Origin of the sequence: Pseudomonas tehranensis, from assembly GCF_014268615.1 — a bacterium.
Taxonomy (GTDB): domain Bacteria; phylum Pseudomonadota; class Gammaproteobacteria; order Pseudomonadales; family Pseudomonadaceae; genus Aquipseudomonas; species Aquipseudomonas tehranensis.
In genome coordinates, this window is the sequence record NZ_JABWQV010000347.1 from 1 (window position 1) to 4,140 (window position 4,140).

1 protein-coding gene is annotated in these 4,140 nt (G+C 63.8%); it reads left to right on the top strand.

The window, feature by feature from the left end; translation table 11 throughout:
* Positions 1-122: 122 nt before the first annotated feature.
* A complete protein-coding gene (gene hrpA, locus HU811_RS25550; protein ID WP_186658827.1) occupies positions 123-4,034 on the top strand; it encodes an ATP-dependent RNA helicase HrpA in 3,912 nt (1,303 codons plus the stop codon).
* The last annotated feature ends 106 nt before the right edge of the window (positions 4,035-4,140 follow it).

The following is a 4,140-nucleotide window of genomic DNA, read 5'->3' on the forward strand; positions in this document are numbered from 1 at the left end:
CCACAAAAGCATTCTCGACGCAAATCTCCTGTGGGAGCGGGCAGGCTGCCATGGGTCGGCGCAACCTGCGCAAATCTGCGACAATCGGCCCCCTGCACAAACCGACGACCCTTGCGTACCTGATGACTGACCAAGCTCCCGCTATCGACAAGCTGCTGAAAAACCTCGACCACGCCATGCTCGCTGACCGCCATCGGTTGCGGCGTCAGTTGCTCGAGCTGCGCAAGAAACCCGACGAGGCCAAGCTGGCCCAGTGGGTGACGCGCATGCAGGCGTCGTGCGATCAGGTGTTGGCGCGCAAGGCCAGCCTGCCGGTCATTCGTTACGACGACAGCTTGCCGATCGCCGCCAAGCGCGACGAAATCAAGGAGGCGCTGCTCAAGCACCAGGTGCTGATCATCGCCGGTGAAACCGGTTCGGGCAAAACCACGCAACTGCCGAAAATCTGCCTGGAAATCGGTCGCGGCCAGCACGGTTTGATCGGCCATACCCAGCCGCGACGGATCGCCGCGCGCAGCGTCGCAAGCCGGGTCGCCGAGGAGCTGGCCACGCCGCTGGGCGCACTGGTGGGTTATCAGGTGCGCTTCGAAGACCAGAGCGACGCCAACACCCTGATCAAACTGATGACCGACGGCATTCTGCTGGCCGAAACCCAGAATGACCGTTACCTCGAACGCTACGACACGATCATCGTCGACGAAGCTCACGAGCGCAGCCTGAACATCGATTTCTTGCTCGGCTACCTCAAGACCCTGCTACCGCGCCGCCCGGACCTCAAGGTCATCATCACCTCGGCGACCATCGACCTGGAGCGTTTTTCCAAGCACTTCGATGACGCGCCGATCGTGGAAGTCTCGGGCCGCACCTTCCCGGTGGACACCTGGTATCGCCCGCTGACCCTGGAGCAGGATGAGGAGGGCAACCGGGTCGAGGACGACTTGACCGTCGACCAGGCGATCCTCGCCACGCTGGATGAAATCGCCGCCTTTGAGCGCAGCGAACGCCGCAGCCCCGGTGACGTGCTGGTGTTCCTGCCGGGCGAGCGGGAGATTCGCGACGCAGCCGAAATGCTGCGCAAGGCCCAGCTCAAGCACACCGAAATCCTGCCGTTGTATGCGCGGCTGTCGCCAGCCGAACAGCAGCGGATCTTCCAGACCCACCCAGGCCGGCGCGTGGTGCTGGCGACCAACGTTGCTGAAACGTCGCTCACCGTGCCGGGCATCCGCTACGTGATCGACAGCGGCACCGCGCGCATCAGTCGCTACAGCTATCGTGCCAAGGTCCAGCGCCTGCCCATCGAAGCCATTTCCCAGGCCAGCGCCAACCAGCGCAAGGGCCGCTGCGGGCGGGTCGAACCGGGGATTTGCGTGCGGCTGTACAGCGAAGAGGATTTTCTCGGCCGGCCGGAATTCACCGACCCGGAGATTCTGCGCACCAACCTGGCAGCGGTTATCCTGCAGATGCTGCACCTGCGCCTGGGGGAGATCACCGATTTTCCGTTCATCGAACCGCCGGACGGCAAGGCCATCAGCGACGGCTTCAACCTGTTGCAAGAGCTGTCGGCGGTGGACCGCAACAGCCAACTGACCCCGCTGGGCCGCCAGTTGGCGCGCTTGCCGGTGGACCCGCGCATGGGCCGCATGCTGCTGGAAGCGGCGAAGCTGGGCAGCTTGCAGGAAGTGCTGATCGTCGCCAGCGCCATGTCGATCCAGGACCCGCGCGAGCGTCCACCCGAGCGTCAGCAGGCGGCTGACCAGGCCCACGCCCAGTGGAAAGACCCCGACTCGGACTTCGCCGGGCTGGTCAATCTGTGGCGCGGTTTCGAAGAGCAGCGCCAGGCCCTGACCGCCAGCCCGCTGCGCAACTGGTGCCGCAAGAATTTCCTCAACTACCTGCGCCTGCGCGAGTGGCGCGATTCCCATCGCCAATTGAGCCTGATCTGCCGTGACATGCAACTGAGCCTCAATAAAGAGCCGGCCGACTTCCCGAAACTGCACAAGGCGGTGCTTTCCGGCTTGCTGAGCCAGATCGGCCAGAAAACCGAAGACGGCGACTATCTCGGTGCCCGTCAACGACGGTTCTGGGTTCACCCCTCGTCAGGCCTGGGCAAGAAGCGTCCGCAGTGGCTGATGACCGCCGAACTGGTGGAAACCACCAAGCTCTACGCGCGTATGGTGGCCAAGATCGAACCGGACTGGATCGAGCCGCTGGCCGGGCATCTGATCAAGAAAAACCACTTCGAACCCCATTGGGAGAAGAAGCGCGGGCAGGTGGTGGCGTATGAGCAGATCACCCTGTTTGGGCTGATCGTGGTCGGTCGCCGGCCGGTGCATTACGGGCCGGTGGACCCGGTGGTGTCGCGGGAACTGTTCATCCGCGAGGCGCTGGTGCGCGGCGAGATCCAGTCCCGGACCAAGTGCCTGAGTGCCAATACCCAACTGCTGGAACAACTCGACGAACTGGAAGCTAAGGCCCGCCGTCGTGACATTCTGGCGGACGAGGAAACCCTGTTCGCCTTCTACGATGCGCGTCTGCCAGCCGAAATTCACCAGACCGCGACCTTCGACAGCTGGTACCGGATCAATAGCCAGAAAGACCCGCAACTGCTGATCATGCGCGAAGAAGACGTGCTGGCCCGCGAGGCCAGTGAAGTCACTGCCGCGTACTACCCCGACACGTTGCGCGTCGGTGAGCTGACCTTGCCGCTGAGCTACCACTTCGAGCCCAACCATCCCCGCGACGGCGTGACCTTGCGCGTGCCGGCACCGCTGCTGCCCATGCTGCCGCCGGAGCGCCTGGAATGGCTGGTGCCCGGGATGATCGAAGCCAAATGCGTTGCCCTGGTGCGCAACCTGCCCAAGGCCTTGCGCAAAAACTTCGTGCCGGTGCCGGACTTCGTCAAGGCCGCGCTGCAACGCATCACCTTTGCTGAAGGTTCGCTGCCGCAATCCCTGGGTCGCGAGCTGCTGCGCATGACCGGGGCACGGGTCAGCGACGAAGCCTGGGTGGAAGCGGCGCAGCAGGTGGAAAGCCATCTGCGCATGAATCTGGAAATCGTCGACGGCCAGGGCAAGTTTCTTGGCGAAGGCCGCGACCTGGCCGAGTTGACGGCGCGCTTTGCCGAAGCCAGCCAGGCCGCCTTGGCCGTGCCGCAGACGGCGAAAAGCCAGGCGCCGGTGGAAGCGAAAATCTTTGCCCCGGTGGCTGAGAAAACCCAACAGAAGATCGCCGGGCTGTCGATGACGGTCTACCCGGCGCTGGTGGAAGAGGGCGGCGTGGTCAAGGAAGGCCGTTTCCCGACCCCGGCCGAAGCCGAGTTCCAGCACCGTCGCGCCTTGCAGCGCTTGCTGATGCAGCAATTGGCTGAATCGGCCAAGTTCCTGCGCGGCAAACTGCCCGGGTTGACGGAGCTGGGCCTGCTGTACCGCGAACTGGGGCGCATTGACAGCCTGGTGGAAGACATCCTGCTGGTCAGTCTCGACAGTTGCGTGCTGGAAGGCGAGCCGAGCCTGCCCCGTGATGGCGCCGCACTGGCATCCCTGGCCGAGCGCAAACGCGGCGGCTGGACCGAACACGCCGAACGCCTGGCGAAGCTGACCCTGGACATCCTCAAGCTCTGGCACGGCCTGCAAAAACGCTTCAAGGGCAAGATCGACCTGGCCCAGGCCGTGGCCTTGAACGACATCAAGCAACAGCTCAGCCATCTGGTGTACCCAGGCTTTGTGCGTGAAACCCCGCATCAGTGGCTCAAGGAGTTGCCGCGCTACCTCAAGGCCATCGAGCAGCGCTTCGAGAAACTCGGCAGCCAGGTGCAGAAGGATCGGGTCTGGAGCGGCGAGTTGTCGAACCTCTGGGCCCAATACCAGGCGCGCGCCAGCAAACACGCCCAGGAAGGCAAGCGCGATCCGCAACTGGAGCTGTACCGCTGGTGGCTGGAGGAGTACCGGGTGTCGCTGTTCGCCCAGCAACTGGGCACCAAGGTGCCGATTTCGGATAAGCGCTTGAGTAAGCAGTGGGCGCAAGTGGAACCCTGAGATCGGCGCAAGACCTGTGGGAGCGAGCCTGCTCGCGATAGCGGTGTATCAGCCGACATTGATGTTGACTGACACAGCGCTATCGCGAGCAGGCTCGCTCCCACAG

Coding starts and splice junctions, on each gene's coding strand:
- hrpA (WP_186658827.1), top strand. CDS start 123: ATGACTGACCAAGCTCCCGCTATCGACAAGCTGCTGAAAAACCTCGAC.